Below are 14,927 nucleotides of genomic sequence, written 5' to 3' on the forward strand. Positions count from 1 at the left end.
GGGCGATCCCGGGCTAAAAAGCCCCCGTCTGTGGCGCCGGCATTGAAAGAGCAGAGCGTGACGGCACGGAGCACGAATACGGGCGAGGGCAGCGGTGCCCAGGACGCCCACCGGGACATCCCCGAGGCGACAGTCGCCCGGCTCCCGGTCTACCTCCGAGCACTGACCTCGCTCGCCGAGCGAAACATCGCCTCCTGCTCCTCCGAGGAGCTCGCCACGGCCGCCGGCGTCAACTCGGCCAAGCTGCGCAAGGACCTGTCCTACCTGGGCTCCTACGGCACCCGTGGGGTCGGCTACGACGTCGACTACCTGAGCTATCAGATCGCCCGTGAGATCGGCGTCACCCATGACTGGCCGGTCATCATCGTCGGTATCGGAAACCTCGGGCAGGCACTCGCCAACTTCTCCGGCTTCAGCAGCCGCGGCTTCCGCACCGTCGCGCTCCTGGACGCGGCCGAGCAGATGCAGGGCCGCACCGTCGCCGGGCTCGAGGTCCGGCCGTTCGCCGACCTGGCCGAGATCGTCGCGGCCGAGCAGGTCTCGATCGGCGTCATCTCAGTGCCTGCGACCGCGGCCCAGGACGTGGCCGACGCGATGGTCACGGCCGGCATCAGCAGCATCCTCAACTTCGCGCCCGCGGTGCTCAACGTGCCGCCGGGTGTCGACGTACGCAAGGTCGATCTCTCGATCGAGCTGCAGATCCTCGCGTATCACGAGTCGCGCAAGGCTGCAGAGGCTATGGAGACGGTGGACAATGGTTCCGAGGAAGGGATCACCGCATGAGCGTATTGGTCGTCGGAATCTCCCATAACTCTGCGCCGGTCTCGCTGCTCGAGGCGGCGGCGGTGGACGCGGACGGTCTGCAGAAGCTCCTCACTGACGTGGCTGGTTGTGAACACGTCAGCGAGGCAGCGGTCATCGCGACCTGCAACCGCCTCGAGATCTACACCGAGGTCGAGCGCTTCCACGGCTCCGTCGAGGAGCTCTCCCGCCGCATCATCGAGGGCGCCGGCCAGACGCTCGAGACGATGTTGCCGCACCTCTACGTCCACTACGACGACGGCGCCGTCTCCCACCTGTTCAAGGTGGCTGCGGGGCTCGACTCGATGGCCGTGGGCGAGGGACAGATCCTCGGGCAGGCCCGTGCGGCCCTGCAGCTCGGTCAGGAGATGGGCACGGTCGGACCGGCGCTCAACAGCCTGTTCCAGCAGGCGCTCCGGGTCGGCAAGCGCTCGCGTGCGGAGACCGACATCGACCGGGCCGCGCCCTCACTGGTGACGGCGTCGCTGGGCCGAGCGGCTCGAGCCGTGGGTGACGTACGCGGCAAGCGGGTCGCCGTCGTCGGAGCCGGTGCGATGGCCGGGCTGGCCACCGCCACCGTCTCCCGGATGGGGGCCGCCGACGTCGTCGTGATCAACCGCACCACGGCCAACGCCGAGCGCCTCGCCAAGGAGTACGCCGCACGCGCGACGTCCCTGGACGATCTGGCCGAGGAGATCGCGGCCGCCGACATCGTCATCACCTGCGCGGGCGCCAGCGGGCTGCTCGTCCCGGCCGACATGGTCGGCGACCGCAGCAGCCACCCGGTCGCGCTGATCGACCTCGCGCTGCCCCACGACATCGACCCCGACGCGGCCTCGCTCCCGGGCGTGACCCTGATCGACCTGGCCGCCCTCGCCGACGAGCTGCACTCCTCGCCCGCCGGCAAGGAGGTGCTCGCGGTCCGCGACATCGTGACCCAGGAGGTCGCGGCCTTCCTGAGCGCCCGTCGCCAGTCCGCGGTCACGCCGACCGTCGTCGCGCTGCGGAGCATGGCCACCGGCGTCGTCGACGCCGAGATGGCTCGACTCGACGGTCGTCTCCCCGAGCTCGACTCGGCGACCCGCGCCGAGGTCCTCAGGACCGTACGCCGCGTGGCCGACAAGCTCCTCCACGAGCCGACCGTCCGGGTCAAGGAGCTCGCCAACGAGGCTGGGGCGGTGTCCTACGCCGCGGCTCTCGCCGAGCTCTTCGCACTCGACCAGGACGCGGTCTCGGCCGTCACCCGGGCCGACGTCCCAGGAGATCACTCATGAGAACTCTTCGCCTCGGCACCCGCCGATCCCAGCTCGCCGTCACCCAGTCGACACTCGTCGCGGAGATGCTCCGCGCCGAGGGCCACATCGTCGAGCTGGTCGAGATCGTCTCCGACGGCGATCGCACGCAGGCGTCGAACACCCCGCTGACCAGCGCGAACTCGACCGGCGTCTTCGTCAGTGCGCTGCGTGACGCGCTCCACGCCAAGGAGATCGACCTCGCGGTCCACTCGCTCAAGGACCTGCCGACCTACCCCGAGGAGGGCATCGAGCTGGTCGCGATCCTGCCGCGGGAGGACCCGCGCGACGTGATCGTCGCCCGCGACGGCCTGACCCTCGGTGAGCTCCCGCCGGGCTCGCGGGTCGGCACCGGCTCGCCGCGACGCGTGGCCCAGATCAAGGCCCTCGGCCTCGGCCTGGAGCTCGCCGGCATCCGCGGCAACGTGGACACCCGCATCGGCAAGGTCCGCTCCGGGGAGTTCGACGCCGTCGTCCTGGCTCGTGCCGGCCTCGCCCGCATCGACCGGCTCGACGAGGTCACCGAGGTCCTCGACCCGATCCAGGTGCTGCCCGCCCCCGGTCAGGGGGCCCTGGCGGTCGAGTGCCGCGAGGGTGACGCCGATGCCGACGTACGCAAGATTCTGACCTCTCTCGACGACGCGCCCACCCGAGCAGCTGTCGAGGCGGAACGCGCGGTGCTCGCCACCCTCGAAGGTGGCTGTGCCGCGCCCATCGGGACCCTCGCCGACGTGGTTGAGGGTGAGGAAGGACCAGAGCTGTGGGTGCGGGCAGTGGCGCTCTCACTCGACGGCTCGCTCTCGGTTCGTCTCTCCGCATCGGGGCCGCTCGACGACGCCGCAGGCGTCGGCCGCCGGCTCGCGGAGGAGATGCTCGCCGAGGGTGCAGCAGACCTGACCGACGATCACGCGGACCCAGGCCAGGCTGTCATGGACACGGGCGGTTCCCCCCAGACCGCTCCCGAGCAGGACAAGGTGCACAACGCATGACCCGAGCAAAGACCACCGAGCAGACGGTCGAGCACAGCTCGACCACCCCACTGGGCTGGGTGTCCTTCGTCGGCAGCGGTCCCGGTGACCCTGAGCTGCTGACGGTACGGGCGATCGACCTGTTGAAGCAGGCCGATGTCGTCGTGACCGAGGCCCCCGAGCACGCATCACTGGTGCGCGGCGTACTCGGCATCCCCGAGCCGGTCGAGCCGGCCGAGGGTGAAACTCTGCCCAAGGAGGGCCCGGAAAGGGTCGGACCCGAGTTCATCGACGGCGGGTTCGGCGTGGACGGCCAGCCGCTGGCCAACGCCGCCCGTGCCAAGGCAGTCGTCAAGCAGGCGAAGCTGGGCAAGCGCGTCGTGCGCCTGATGACCGGTGACCCCTTCCTCTACGCCTCCGGCCCCGAGGAGGCGCAGTCCTGCGCCAAGGCGGGCATCGGGTTCGAGATCGTCCCCGGCGTCTCGTCGGTGTCGGCTGTCCCCGCCTACGCCGGCATCCCGCTGACGACCAAGGACCACCAAGAAATCGCGGTCGTCACCTGCAACGAGAAGATCGACTGGAGCCAGTACGCGGACAACCGCACGCTCGTCCTCCTCTCCGGTGTCGGCATGATCGGCGACATCGCCAAGGAGCTCGTCGCCGCGGGCCGCCCCGCCAAGACCCCCGTCGCGATCACCCGCGTCGGCACCACGACCGAGCAGGCGACGGTAGAGTCGACACTGGAGAACATCGCCGTCGACGCTCGTGCCGCACGGATGGCGCCGCCGGCGATCGTGGTGATCGGCAAGGTGGTCAACTTGCGTGAGACGCTCTCGTGGTTCGAGACGAAGCCGCTCTTCGGCTGGCGCGTCCTGGTGCCGCGCACCAAGGAGCAGGCGCCGGCGCTGTCGCTGAAGCTGAAGGGCTTCGGCGCCGTGCCCGAGGAGGTCCCGACGATCTCCGTCGAGCCGCCGCGCAACCCCCAGCAGATGGACAAGGCCGTACGCGGCCTGGTCGAGGGCCGTTACAACTGGATCGCCTTCACCTCGATCAACGCGGTGCGCGCCGTGCGCGAGAAGTTCGACGAGTACGGCCTGGACTGCCGCGCCTTCTCCGGTCTGAAGATCGCCGCCGTCGGCGAGAAGACCGCGCAGGCGCTGGAGGCCTGGGGCCTGCGTCCGGACCTGGTGCCGCACACCGACAACCAGTCGGCTGCCGGGCTCCTGGAGGTCTGGCCGGAGTACGACGAGGACCTCGACCCGATCAACCGGGTCTTCCTCCCGCGTGCCGACATCGCCACCGAGAACCTCATCGCCGGCCTGGTCGACCTCGGCTGGGAGTGCGACGACGTGACCGCCTACCGCACCGTCCGGGCGGCCCCGCCGCCCGCGCCGACCCGCGACGCGATCAAGACGGGCAAGTTCGACGCGGTGGTCTTCACCTCCTCGTCCACGGTCCGCAACCTGGTCGGCATCGCGGGCAAGCCGCACACCTCCACGGTGATCGCGGCGATCGGTCCGGCCACCGCCAAGACCGCCGAGGAGCACGGCCTGCGGGTCGACGTGATGTCGCCGGAGCCGTCGATCGAGGCGCTCACCGAGGCGCTCGCCGCCTTCGGGGCCGCACGTCGTGCGTCGCTGGTCGAGCAGGGTCTGCCGGTCACCAAGCCGTCCGACCGGCGTCCCGCCTCGCGCCGCCGTTCGCGTACGAGCTGAGGTTGCGTATGTTCGTCAAGGTATGCAGGCCAACCGTCACATCCCGTGCGGAACTCCGCCAGGGGAGTGACTGTTCGGCTGCATACCTTGACGAACATCCACCCCACAACCAGGAGCACCGATGAGCATCGAGAAGCCCGTGATCCGTCCCCGCAGGCTGCGCCGCACGCCGATCATGCGCCGGATGGTCGCGGAGACGGCCGTACGTCCCGCCAACCTGGTCCTGCCCGCATTCGTGCGCGAGGGCATCAGCGAGCCCGTTCCGGTCTCGACCATGCCGGGCGTGGTCCAGCACACTCGCGAGTCGCTGCGCAAGGCGGCGGCCGAGGCGGCGGCGGCCGGTATCGGCGGGATCATGCTCTTCGGTGTCCCGGAGACCAAGGACGCGGTCGGCTCGGGCGCGCTGGACCCCGACGGCATCCTCAACGTGGCCATCGCTGATGTCGTCTCCGAGGTCGGCGACGCGCTCACGGTGATGAGCGACCTGTGCCTCGACGAGTTCACCGACCACGGTCACTGCGGTGTGCTGGCCGAGGACGGCTCCGTCGACAACGATGCCACCCTCGAGATCTACGCCCAGATGGCGATCGCCCACGCCGAGGCAGGCGTCCACATGGTCGGCCCGTCCGGGATGATGGACGGCCAGGTCGCGGTGACCCGCGACGCTCTCGACGGCGCGGGTCACACCGACGTCTCGATCCTCGCCTACTCCGCGAAGTACGCCTCCGCTTTCTACGGCCCCTTCCGCGAGGCGGTCGACTCCGCGCTCAAGGGCGACCGACGCACTTATCAGCAGGATCCGGCCAATGCGCTGGAAGGTGTCCGCGAGGCGCTCCTTGACGTGGCCGAAGGCGCCGATATCGTGATGGTCAAGCCCGGGCTCCCGTATCTCGACGTTCTCCAGCGAGTGCGTGAGTCTGTCGATGTTCCGGTGGCTGCCTACAACATCTCAGGTGAGTTCGCGATGTTGGAAGCCGCCGCCGCGAACGGCTGGATCGACCGCGAACCGGCGATCCTGGAGACACTCACCGCCTTCAAGAGGGCGGGCGCGGACGTCATTCTGACCTACTGGGCCACCGAAGCGGCTGGCTGGCTGCGAGGCTGACGTTCTCGCCTGACAGCCCGCGCAGCTCTGTGACGTGGAACATATCTGGAGAGTAGACTCGAGACCGTGACCAATCGAGAGTTGGGCAGCCCCAAGCGCACCGGTCGGCCGCGCAACAGTGGACGTGATTCGGCGAATCCGCGCGAAGAGATCCTCAAAGAGGCATCCAGGCTCTTCACCGCTCAAGGGGTCGCCGCGACCACGATCAGTCAGATCGCCGAGTGCGTCGGACTGCGCCAGTCCTCGATGTACTACTACTACAAGTCCAAGGAGGAGATCCTCTCCGCCTTGATGGAGAAGAACCGCGAGTCGCTGACGCTCGCGGAGAAGCTTCTCGAGGACGACGGCCCGGTCGGCCCGCGGCTCTACGCCTTCCTCTACACCGACGTCCGCCAGCTGTGCACCGCCCCGCTCGACTTCTACGAGCTGGAGGTGGCTGCGCTGGCTCAGCCGCAGGTCTTCGCGGGCTTCGAGGAGGACGGCGACAAGCTCCGCGCCGCGGCCGCCCAGCTTCTCGAGCTGGGCGTCGACAGCGGTGAGCTGCGCCGGACCGACTCCGCAGCTACCGCACTGATGCTGCTCTCGCTCAACGAAGGCGCCCAGCACCGGCTGTGGCACGGCCGCCGCGAAGAGGAAAGGGCCCCCGGCGGCTCGGACGCCTTGGCCCAGTCGGTCGCCGACTACCACCTCAGCTCCCTGCTCGCCGACGCGTCCTCCCTGCCCGCGGTCCGCGAGGCCGGCCTGGACTTCGTCACCGAGTACGAGGACGACGAGCCCGCCGCCTGATCAGTCGTCGAGAAAACGAATGGCCCCGCCGTGACGGCGGGGCCATTCGGCTGTCGGATCAGTTGCCGGTGAGCGCACCGAACAGGCTGCCGAGAATGCCCTTGAGGATCAGCGTGAGGACGTTGCTCACGGTTGCGTTGACCTGCTCCAGCGTCTTGCCGGCCATCGCGTTCACGCACTGGGTCAACGCCTGGCCCGACTGGTTCGCGCTCAGGAGCGGGTACTTCGCCAGCTCCCGCTGGCATGCGCCGAGAATCTGGCTGGGCGTCGCGACGACCGTCTCGACGGTGTCCGTCAGCGGCTCGGTCACCGCCTCCGCCGACCCGCCGGTGCTGCCGCCATCGCCGCCGGTGCCACCACCGGTGCCACCACCCGTGCTCCCACCAGGAGTCTCGCCGCCGGACGGAGCCTCGCTGGACGGGCCGGACGGAGACTGCGAGGAGCCGCCGCGCGGGCCGGCCTGCTGGCCGCCTGCCCGGAGCTCTCGGCCCTTCTGCTTCGACGACTTGGGAGCCTCCATCCGCGGGATGGCGTAGTCGACCGGGACCGTGCTGTTCGGGATCGAGGTGAACTCACCGGAACGGTAGGCCTCGGCGATACCGAGCACCGTCGTGACGTACGTCTGGCTGTGGTTGTAGCGGAAGACCGCGGCTCGCGCACCCTGGTCGGTGGAGAGGTCGTCGTTGCCGGAGCAGAGGTAGACGGCGCTGGCGAGGGCGGCGTCGTTGATGTCCTGGGGGTTGCGCTTGCCGTCACCGTCCGCGTCGACCCCGACCATCGCCCAGGTGGAGGGGATGAACTGCATCGGGCCGACCGCGCGGTCGTAGCTGGTGTCACCGTCGTACTGCCCACCGTCGGTGTCGGTGATCTGGGAGACGTTGCCCTTGCCGTTGAGCGGCACTCCGTAGATGCCCGGGGTGGAGACGCCCTCGGCGGTGAGCCGGTTGTTGTTGGCGCGGCCGTGGTTGGACTCGACCCGGCCGATCGCGGCGATCAGCGGCCAGTCGATCCGGCAGGAGGCGTCCGCGGCGTTGATGACCGTGGCGGCTCGCTGATAGGCGGCGAGCGCGGCGGACGGGATGCCGGCGGCGCTGGCCGTGCCAGGGAGGGACTTGTCACCCTGGTTGGTCGAGGCGGACACGCTCGCCGGCGCCTCGATCGCCTCGGCCGGCACCGAGGTGCCGTCCGGCAGGCTGAAGGCGTCGTCGTATCTGGTCCCTGATGCGGTGGCACTCGACTGCGTCAGCCCGGTGACGTTGACCGTCCAGGCCGCGCTCAGCAGCGCGAGCGGGACGAGCGCGGTCGCCTTCTGAAGGCGGTTGTAGCGCGTAGTGGACATCGAATCTCCCTCTCAATCCCCAGGGCACAAAGTCCTGGGTCTTGCTCCCCAAATCCCAACGTTCCCAACGAACCGTCTCACGTCAAAGTTACGCAAGTCACGTTTTACTGGAACATTGCGTTCCAGTAACCGAGACGCCGATGAGCTGCACCGATGAGACGCAGGCTATGGCGGGTCATGACGCCGAACATGGGTTTTCGTACGCATCGGTAACTCGATTCCGTGGAAGCGCGCGTGTCGAACGTGGCCGGGAATGGGGATTGTGGAGGGGTTGATGAAGAATGACCCGGTGCCTCACGACATCTCACCCCTGTCCGCAGCGGCATCCGAAGCGCTCTTCGCCCGCGCGAAGGCCGTGACCCCGGGCGGCGTGAACTCACCCGTGCGCGCCTTCAACGCGGTGGGTGGCACGCCGCGCTTCATCCGGGAGGCGAAGGGGGCGTGGCTGACCGACGTCGACGGGAACGAGTACGTCGACCTGATCTGCTCCTGGGGCCCCATGCTGCTGGGCCACGCCCATCCCGAGGTCCAGGCGGCGGTCCTGGAGGCCGTCACGCGGGGGACGTCCTACGGGACCCCGACGACCCCTGAGGTCGAGCTCGCGGAGGAGATCGTGAGCAGGACGCCGGTCGAGAAGGTGCGGTTCGTCAGCAGCGGCACCGAGGCGACGATGTCGGCCATCCGGCTGGCACGAGGGTTCACCGGACGCGACGTGATCCTGAAGTTCGCCGGCAACTACCACGGCCACGTGGACTCGCTCCTCGCCAGCGCGGGCTCCGGGCTGGTCACCCACGCCATCCCCGGCACCCCAGGCGTGCCCGAGAGCAGCACCGAGCTCACCGTCGTGCTGCCCTACAACGACCGCGCCGCGGTGACGGCGGCGTTCGAGGAGTACGCCGGCCGGGTGGCCTGCCTGATCACCGAGGCCTCGCCGGGCAACATGGGCGTGGTTCCGCCGGAACCGGGGTTCAACGAGTTCCTCGCGACCACCTGCCAGGCCAACGGCGCTCTGTTCATCTCCGACGAGGTGATGACCGGGTTCCGGGCCAGCAAGCAGGGCCAGTGGGGCCTGGACGGCAAGAACGAGGGCTGGACCCCCGATCTGGTCACCTTCGGCAAGGTGATGGGCGGCGGCTTCCCGGCGGCGGCCTTCGGCGGTCGTGCCGACGTGATGGGCTCGCTGAGCCCCGACGGGCCGGTCTACCAGGCCGGGACGCTCTCGGGTAACCCGGTCGCGACCACGGCCGGCCTCACGACGCTGCGGCTGGCGACCGACGAGGTCTACGACCACATCGGGAAGGCCGCGGAGACCGTCAAGGCGGCGATCGAGGAGAGCTTCACCAAGGCCGGTCTCCCGCACGTCATCCAGTCCACCGGCACGATGTTCTCGGTCTTCTTCACCGACAAGCCGGTGCGCAACTTCGACGAGGCCAAGACCACCGACGAGGCGGCGTACAAGGCCTTCTTCCATGCCATGCTCGACCAGGGCGTCTACCTGCCGCCGAGCGCCTATGAGGCGTGGTTCCTTTCCTCCGCCCACGACGAGCGGGCGATCTCCCAGATCATCGAGGCGCTTCCGTACGCTGCTGATGTCGCTGCACGGGTGGTCTCGACAAGCTCGACCACCGGAGAGGAATGAGTATGGAGACCACGGTTCACCTGCTGCGTCATGGTGAGGTTCACAACCCGGAGGGCATCCTCTACGGGCGCCGGCCCGGGTTCAACCTCTCCGAGCTCGGCCTGGAGATGGCCGAGCGTGTCGCCGATCGGATCGGTGGGCAGGACATCACTCACGTGATCTCCAGCCCGCTCGAGCGCGCCCGGCAGACCGCCGGGCCGCTGGCGAAGGCGCTCGGTCTCGACATCTCGCTCGACGAGCGGGTGCTCGAGTCGGAGAACCTCTTCGTCGGCAAGAGCTTCAAGGACGGCAAGGGCCCGCTCAAGGACCCCAAGGTCTGGCCGAAGCTGATCAACCCGTTCAAGCCGTCGTGGGGCGAGCCCTACCTGGAGATCGTGGCCCGGATGATGGCCGCGATCCACGACGCCCGCGACCTGGCCCGGGGGCACGAGGCGGTCATCGTCTCCCACCAGCTGCCGATCTGGACCACCCGGCTGCACATCGAGGGCCGCAGCTTCCTGCACGACCCGCGCCGTCGTCAATGTGCGCTGTGCTCGCTGACCTCGCTGCACTTCGTCGACGACGAGTTCGTCGCGCTCTCCTACAGCGAGCCGGCCGGTGACATGCTGCCGGCGAAGGACAAGTACGCACCGTTCTCGGCCGGCGACGCGGAAGATTAACGGGTCTCTCAGGTTTGTCAGGAAGAGTCCTGCGCGTGCGTATGAAGTTAGGTGGCCTCGTCCTCACCGTGGTGATGGTGGGGCTGCTGGCCGCGTGCGGGCAGAACGGGACGAACGAAGCCGGCTACATCTCCGGCGACGGCCGCACCCAGGAGATCCCGGTCGCCGACCGCGGCGAGCCGGTCGAGCTGACCGGCGAGACCCTCGAGGGCAAGCCGTTCGACCTCGCCGACACGCGTGGCAAGGTCACGGTGCTCAACGTGTGGTGGACCGGCTGTGCGCCGTGCCGCAAGGAGATGCCGATGCTCCAGGCAGCCTATGAGGAACTGGGCGACGAGGTCGCCTTCGTGGGGCTCAACACCCGCGACGCCTCGGCGGCCCAGGGGCTGGCGTTCGAGCGGCACTACGGCGTCGAGTACCCGTCGGTCTACTCGCCCGACGGCGCCGCCGTCCTCGCGCTGAAGGGGTCGCTGGCGCCCCGCGCCATCCCGGCCACCGCGATCCTCGACACCGAGGGGCGCGTGGCCGCGCTGATCCGCGGTGAGATCCCGTCGGCACGTACGCTCGACGAGCTCATCTCCTCCGCAGGAGCTCGATCGTGACGGACTGGTTCGCGAGCACCGCCGGGAGCGGGTCGCTGCTGCTGGCGGTCCCGATCGCGCTGCTGGCCGGGTTCCTCTCGTTCATCTCGCCGTGCACGCTGCCGATGCTCCCGGGCTACCTCTCCTACGCCACGGGTCTGTCGGGCGCCGACCTCGCCTCCGGTGACGTACGCCGCGGCCGGATGCTGGCGGGGTCCCTGCTCTTCATGGCCGGATTCTCTTTGGTCTTCGTGCTGTTGGGGCTTGCCGCGGGCGGGATCGCCTTCAAGCTGGTCGCGTTCCAGGAGACCGGCACCAAGATCCTCGGTGCGCTCTCGATCATCATGGGGATCGCGTTCATGGGCTTCATCCCGCTGCTCCAGCGCGACGTGAAGTTCCACAAGGTGCCGGCCGTCGGGCTGGCCGCGGCGCCGCTGCTCGGCTTCCTCTTCGGGCTCGCGTGGACCCCGTGCACCGGGCCAACGCTCGGGGTCATCCTCACCCTCGCCTACGACCAAGGCACCGTCGCGCGCGGCGGTCTGCTGCTCGCGGTCTATGCCCTCGGGCTCGGCATCCCGTTCGTGCTCGTCGCGGTGATGTGGCGCCGGGCCACTGTCACGCTGGACTGGTTCCGCCGCCACACCCGCGCGATCACGATCATCGGCGGCGTCGTGATGATCCTGATCGGGATCGCCATGCTCACCGGCTGGTGGGACAACGGCATGCAATGGCTCCAGGTCCAGGTCGTGCAACGCTGGGAGGGCATCGCGCTGTGAGGACCCCGATGACCGACAAAGACCCTGCTGACCAGCAGGAACAAGATCACCTACGCCGCCCGGGGGAGCTCAACGCCCGCGAGCTCGCCCGTTGGGGCTGGCGCCAGCTGACCTCGATGCGTACGGCGCTGATCCTGCTCCTGCTGCTCGCGCTCGCGGCCGTCCCGGGGTCGCTGATCCCACAGGATGGCGTCGACTCGCTCAAGGCCGACCAGTGGCGCGAGGCGCACACGACGCTGACGCCGATCTACGAGAAGCTCGGCCTCTTCAACGTCTACTCGACGCCGTGGTTCGCGGCCATCTACCTGCTGCTGATGGTCTCGCTCGTCGGCTGCATCATCCCGCGCTGCCTGGTCTACGCGAAGGCGATGCGCGCTCAGCCGCCGGCGACGCCGGCCAAGCTGACCCGGCTGCCCGACTCCGCGATGTACGTCACCGACGAGGAGCCGGAGGAGGTGCTCGCCGCGGCCAAGAAGGCGCTTCGGGGATATCGGTTGCGCAAGGAGGTCTCGACGAGCTCGACCATCGAGGGCTCGGGCGACTCGGTCTCGGCCGAGAAGGGCTATCTGCGCGAGGCCGGCAACCTGGTCTTCCACATGTCGCTGATCATCGTGCTGGTCGCGTTCGCGACCGGAAGCCTGTTCGGCTACAAGGGCGGCGTGATCGTGCTGGTGGGGGAGGAGTACGGCTTCGCCAACGAGCTCTCGCAGTACGACGACTTCAAGCCCGGCTCCCTCTTCGCCCCCGAGGACCTCGACGACTTCAGCTTCAAGATCGACGACTTCCACGCCGAGTGGCTGAGCACGGGCCCGGGTGCCGGGACCGCGCGCGGGTTCAACTCGAAGATCCGCTACACGGCGGGCACGAGCGAGGAGAAGAACTACGACCTGAAGGTCAACCACCCGCTGACCATCGGCGGCACCGACGTCTTCCTGCTCGCCCACGGCTACGCGCCGGTGATCACGGTGCGCGACGGCGAGGGCAACGTCGCCTACTCCGGCCCGACGATCTTCCTCCCGCAGAGCCAGAACCTGCTCTCCTTCGGGGTCGTGAAGGCGCCGTACGCCTCGCCCGAGGAGCTCGGCTTCCAGGGGCTGTTCTACCCGTTCGAGGGCACGGTCGACGGCGAGCCGGTCAACCTGATGGGCGACATCGGCGACGGCTCGCACGCGATGCTCTCGCTGCAGGGTTTCCGGGGCGACCTCAACCTCGACGCCGGACCGCAGTCGGTCTACGCGCTCGACACCTCCAAGGCCAACATGATGTCGCCCGACGAGACCGGCAAGGCGTTCAACCTGCGGCTGGGGGAGACGGTCGAGCTGCCCGACGGGCTGGGATCGGTCTCGTTCGACGACGTGCAGCAGTGGAACCGGGTGCAGATCTCGAAGTCGCCGGGCAAGGAGTGGGCGCTCCTCGGTGTCTCCCTCGCCCTGGTGGGTCTGCTCGGGTCGCTCTTCATCCGTCCGCGGCGAGTGTGGGTTCGCGCCCGCCGAGCCGATGGGGGCACACTGGTCGAGATCGCCGCCCTCGACCGCTCCGGCGGCGGGGACACCGCTGCCGTTGTCACCGACCTCGTCGAGGCACTTCGAGGCGCGCGAACACAGGAGGAGAAGGATGTCTGACCACACTTGGGGCGTTCTCAGCAACCAGGCCATCACGGCCGCCGGGGTCGTCTACTTCCTGGCGCTGCTCTGCGCGCTGGTCGAGTGGTCGGCCTGGCAGTCGCGCGCCCGGGCCGCGGTCGCGGCGAAGGAGCTCGTCGGTGCCGGTGCTCCGGCGGACGAGGCCGATGCCGAGCCGAACGCTGCCGATGCCGTACGTGAGCAGCGGGCCGCCCTCTTCGGACGCCTCAGCCTGCTGCTGACCGCGATCGCGGTGGTGTGTCACTTCGGTGCGCTGGTCGCCCGCGGGATGGCCGCCGACCCGAACCGGGTGCCGTGGGGCAACATGTACGAGTTCACGATCTCGGGCTCGTTCGTGGTGGCCGCTGCGTACGTCGTCCTGTACCGGCGGCTGAAGCTGGCCTGGATGGCGCCGTGGGTGCTCGGGTTCACCGTCGTGGTGCTGATGCTGGCCGTGGTCGGGCTCTACGAGCCGGTCGCGCCGCTGACCGAGGCGCTCAACTCCTACTGGCTCGTCATCCACGTCATCGCCGCCATCATCGCCACCGGCGGGTTCACCCTGGGCGGCATCGCTGCGGTGGCCTACCTCCTCAAGTCGCGCTTCCCCGACTCCGCCCTGCTGGCGCGGGTGCCCGAGCTGGACGCGCTCGACCGGGTCTCCTACCGGATCCACGCGTTCGCGTTCCCGGTGTGGACCTTCGGGGTGCTGATCTCCGGGCCGATCTGGGCGCACGAGGCCTGGGGCTCCTACTGGAACTGGGACCCCAAGGAGGTCTGGGCGTTCATCACCTGGGTCGTCTACGCGGGCTACCTGCACGCGCGTGCGACCGCCGGCTGGAAGGGCAAAAAGGCCGCGATCGTCGCGCTGATCGGCCTGGCCACGCTGTGGTTCAACTTCATCGGCATCAACTACTTCTCGTCCACCTCGCAGCATTCCTACGCAGCCCCGGCGGCCCTGACTGTTGTCGAGCTCACTGAGGGAGCATCACGATGAAAGAGTTCTGGATCTACACCGGCCTGCGGCTGCTGTCGCTGGCCGCCACCTTCGGCATCGTTGCCGGCATCTGGTCGCTCGTCGCCGGCGAGGTCGACATCTTCCTCTCGGTGATCGTGGCGTTCGTGATCAGCGGCGTACTCTCCTTCTTCGTGCTCGACCCGCAGCGGCGGGCCTTCGCCGAGAAGGTCGAGGCCCGGGCCGCGAAGGCGGTCGAGGCCGCCCGCGCCAAGGAGGACGCCGAGATCGACTCCGAGACGACCGGAGCGAGGTCAAGCGGCGAGCTTGCTCGTCCGCTTGCGCCGAGCGAGGGAGTAACCGGGCGAAGCCCGGAGACCGACACTCCCTCGAACGGCGAAAGCGATAGCCACAAGGTTTCCTGACCTGGTAGATAACGGTCATGTCGATCGTTCACAAGGCCACACTCACCCCGACGAAGAAAGAGATCTTCGGCGCCTGGCTCGCCACCCAGTCGTGGTGCGAGGGTGACCTGACCGGGACGATCGGCTCCTACCGGTTCGACGACCCGGCCGGAAGGGTCGGGATCGAGTGCGTGCTCCTCGAGGTCGGCGAGTCCGTCGTCCATCTCCCGGTCACCTACCGGGAGGCGCCGCTCGACGGCGCCGAGGACTTCCTGATGGCGACCACCG

General features: G+C 68.9%; 14 protein-coding genes and 1 pseudogene. 14 read left to right on the forward strand and 1 reads right to left on the reverse strand.

The window, feature by feature from the left end; all coding sequences use genetic code 11:
* The first annotated feature begins 57 nt into the window (after positions 1-57).
* From ACFVDI_RS23245 to ACFVDI_RS23270, 6 genes are all read left to right on the forward strand, one after another.
* A complete protein-coding gene (locus ACFVDI_RS23245) occupies positions 58-783 on the forward strand; it encodes a redox-sensing transcriptional repressor Rex (RefSeq protein WP_378910954.1) in 726 nt (241 codons plus the stop codon).
* The gene (locus ACFVDI_RS23250) at positions 780-2,075 is read left to right on the forward strand and encodes a glutamyl-tRNA reductase (protein WP_378910956.1); all 1,296 of its coding nucleotides are present in this window, start codon (positions 780-782) and stop codon (positions 2,073-2,075) included. Before ACFVDI_RS23245 ends, ACFVDI_RS23250 begins: the two co-directional genes overlap by 4 nt.
* Positions 2,072-3,082, forward strand: coding sequence for a hydroxymethylbilane synthase (gene hemC, locus ACFVDI_RS23255; RefSeq protein ID WP_378910960.1), 1,011 nt, complete (start codon positions 2,072-2,074; stop codon positions 3,080-3,082). The genes ACFVDI_RS23250 and hemC overlap by 4 nt, the downstream gene beginning before the upstream one ends.
* The gene (locus ACFVDI_RS23260; RefSeq protein ID WP_378910963.1) at positions 3,079-4,776 is read left to right on the forward strand and encodes a uroporphyrinogen-III synthase; all 1,698 of its coding nucleotides are present in this window, start codon (positions 3,079-3,081) and stop codon (positions 4,774-4,776) included. Before hemC ends, ACFVDI_RS23260 begins: the two co-directional genes overlap by 4 nt.
* Positions 4,777-4,897: 121 nt before the next feature.
* Entirely contained in the window at positions 4,898-5,881 is a 984-nt protein-coding gene (gene hemB, locus ACFVDI_RS23265; protein WP_378910966.1) for a porphobilinogen synthase, read from the forward strand.
* Positions 5,882-5,947: 66 nt separating this feature from the next.
* The gene (locus ACFVDI_RS23270; protein ID WP_378910968.1) at positions 5,948-6,667 is read left to right on the forward strand and encodes a TetR/AcrR family transcriptional regulator; all 720 of its coding nucleotides are present in this window, start codon (positions 5,948-5,950) and stop codon (positions 6,665-6,667) included.
* A 58-nt stretch (positions 6,668-6,725) separates the two neighbouring features.
* Here the strand turns inward: ACFVDI_RS23270 and ACFVDI_RS23275 are convergent, their stop codons facing one another.
* On the reverse strand, positions 6,726-8,006 hold the full coding sequence (locus tag ACFVDI_RS23275) for a lytic transglycosylase domain-containing protein (RefSeq protein ID WP_378910971.1): 1,281 nt from the start codon (positions 8,004-8,006) through the stop codon (positions 6,726-6,728).
* Positions 8,007-8,280: 274 nt separating this feature from the next.
* Between ACFVDI_RS23275 and hemL the strand changes: the two genes are divergently transcribed.
* From hemL to ACFVDI_RS23315, 8 genes and pseudogenes are all read left to right on the forward strand, one after another.
* Positions 8,281-9,645: a glutamate-1-semialdehyde 2,1-aminomutase gene (gene hemL, locus ACFVDI_RS23280; protein ID WP_378910974.1), complete on the forward strand. Its 1,365-nt coding sequence runs from the start codon at positions 8,281-8,283 to the stop codon at positions 9,643-9,645.
* Positions 9,646-9,647: 2 nt separating this feature from the next.
* Positions 9,648-10,304: a histidine phosphatase family protein gene (locus tag ACFVDI_RS23285; RefSeq protein ID WP_378910976.1), complete on the forward strand. Its 657-nt coding sequence runs from the start codon at positions 9,648-9,650 to the stop codon at positions 10,302-10,304.
* A gap of 41 nt (positions 10,305-10,345) precedes the next feature.
* A complete protein-coding gene (locus ACFVDI_RS23290; RefSeq protein ID WP_378910989.1) occupies positions 10,346-10,906 on the forward strand; it encodes a TlpA family protein disulfide reductase in 561 nt (186 codons plus the stop codon).
* On the forward strand, positions 10,903-11,661 hold the full coding sequence (locus ACFVDI_RS23295; protein WP_378910979.1) for a cytochrome c biogenesis CcdA family protein: 759 nt from the start codon (positions 10,903-10,905) through the stop codon (positions 11,659-11,661). The genes ACFVDI_RS23290 and ACFVDI_RS23295 overlap by 4 nt, the downstream gene beginning before the upstream one ends.
* Before the next feature lie 8 nt (positions 11,662-11,669).
* The gene (locus tag ACFVDI_RS23300; RefSeq protein ID WP_378910982.1) at positions 11,670-13,283 is read left to right on the forward strand and encodes a cytochrome c biogenesis protein ResB; all 1,614 of its coding nucleotides are present in this window, start codon (positions 11,670-11,672) and stop codon (positions 13,281-13,283) included.
* Positions 13,276-14,277, forward strand: coding sequence for a c-type cytochrome biogenesis protein CcsB (ccsB, locus tag ACFVDI_RS23305; RefSeq protein ID WP_378910984.1), 1,002 nt, complete (start codon positions 13,276-13,278; stop codon positions 14,275-14,277). The genes ACFVDI_RS23300 and ccsB overlap by 8 nt, the downstream gene beginning before the upstream one ends.
* A complete protein-coding gene (locus ACFVDI_RS23310; protein WP_378910987.1) occupies positions 14,274-14,660 on the forward strand; it encodes a DUF4229 domain-containing protein in 387 nt (128 codons plus the stop codon). The genes ccsB and ACFVDI_RS23310 overlap by 4 nt, the downstream gene beginning before the upstream one ends.
* A 17-nt stretch (positions 14,661-14,677) precedes the next feature.
* Positions 14,678-14,927 (forward strand): annotated as a pseudogene (locus ACFVDI_RS23315) (1,4-alpha-glucan branching protein); the annotation flags it as partial.

It is taken from the genome of Nocardioides sp. NPDC057767, assembly GCF_042798275.1.
Classification (GTDB): Bacteria; Actinomycetota; Actinomycetes; order Propionibacteriales; family Nocardioidaceae; genus Nocardioides.

Bases quoted from the DNA above. Each gene is read 5' to 3' on its own strand.
- ACFVDI_RS23250 (WP_378910956.1), top strand. From the start codon at position 780: ATGAGCGTATTGGTCGTCGGAATCTCCCATAACTCTGCGCCGGTCTCG.
- hemC (WP_378910960.1), top strand. From the start codon at position 2,072: ATGAGAACTCTTCGCCTCGGCACCCGCCGATCCCAGCTCGCCGTCACC.
- ACFVDI_RS23260 (WP_378910963.1), top strand. From the start codon at position 3,079: ATGACCCGAGCAAAGACCACCGAGCAGACGGTCGAGCACAGCTCGACC.
- hemB (WP_378910966.1), top strand. From the start codon at position 4,898: ATGAGCATCGAGAAGCCCGTGATCCGTCCCCGCAGGCTGCGCCGCACG.
- ACFVDI_RS23275 (WP_378910971.1), bottom strand. From the start codon at position 8,006: ATGTCCACTACGCGCTACAACCGCCTTCAGAAGGCGACCGCGCTCGTC.
- hemL (WP_378910974.1), top strand. From the start codon at position 8,281: ATGAAGAATGACCCGGTGCCTCACGACATCTCACCCCTGTCCGCAGCG.
- ACFVDI_RS23285 (WP_378910976.1), top strand. From the start codon at position 9,648: ATGGAGACCACGGTTCACCTGCTGCGTCATGGTGAGGTTCACAACCCG.
- ACFVDI_RS23290 (WP_378910989.1), top strand. From the start codon at position 10,346: ATGAAGTTAGGTGGCCTCGTCCTCACCGTGGTGATGGTGGGGCTGCTG.
- ACFVDI_RS23300 (WP_378910982.1), top strand. From the start codon at position 11,670: ATGACCGACAAAGACCCTGCTGACCAGCAGGAACAAGATCACCTACGC.
- ccsB (WP_378910984.1), top strand. From the start codon at position 13,276: ATGTCTGACCACACTTGGGGCGTTCTCAGCAACCAGGCCATCACGGCC.
- ACFVDI_RS23310 (WP_378910987.1), top strand. From the start codon at position 14,274: ATGAAAGAGTTCTGGATCTACACCGGCCTGCGGCTGCTGTCGCTGGCC.